This is a genomic window from Acinetobacter sp. UBA3025 (assembly GCF_002367915.1).
In the GTDB taxonomy this organism is placed as follows: domain Bacteria; phylum Pseudomonadota; class Gammaproteobacteria; order Pseudomonadales; family Moraxellaceae; genus Acinetobacter.
This window is the reverse complement of sequence record NZ_DFDO01000040.1, coordinates 9,964-10,215: the sequence shown is the minus strand read 5'-3', so window position 1 is coordinate 10,215 and position 252 is coordinate 9,964. Positions and strand designations below refer to the sequence as shown.

Annotated in this window: 1 protein-coding gene; it reads left to right on the top strand. The window is 36.9% G+C overall.

What is annotated here, in order from left to right; genetic code table 11:
* On the top strand, positions 1 to 219 hold a 219-nt coding region (locus B4J23_RS01695), incomplete at its 5' end, for a BamA/TamA family outer membrane protein (RefSeq protein WP_291358589.1).
* Positions 220 to 252 lie beyond the last annotated feature (33 nt).

The window sequence follows — 252 nt, the reverse complement described above, 5'->3', positions numbered from 1 at the left end:
AATTTATATCTTGATCCACAAAATACTGATGTAGATGCAAAGCAATACTGTAAGGATAACTTTGGTTTCGATGCAGGCAATATGCGTTATAGCGTAGGTGCTGGTTTCACCTGGATTACCATGATTGGCCCATTATCACTGAGCTATGCATACCCGTTGAATGATAAAGACGGTGATGAAACTCAAAATGTTCAGTTCGAAATTGGGCGTACTTTCTAAGAAGATTTTGATCTTAAATACAAATTTTGCTCA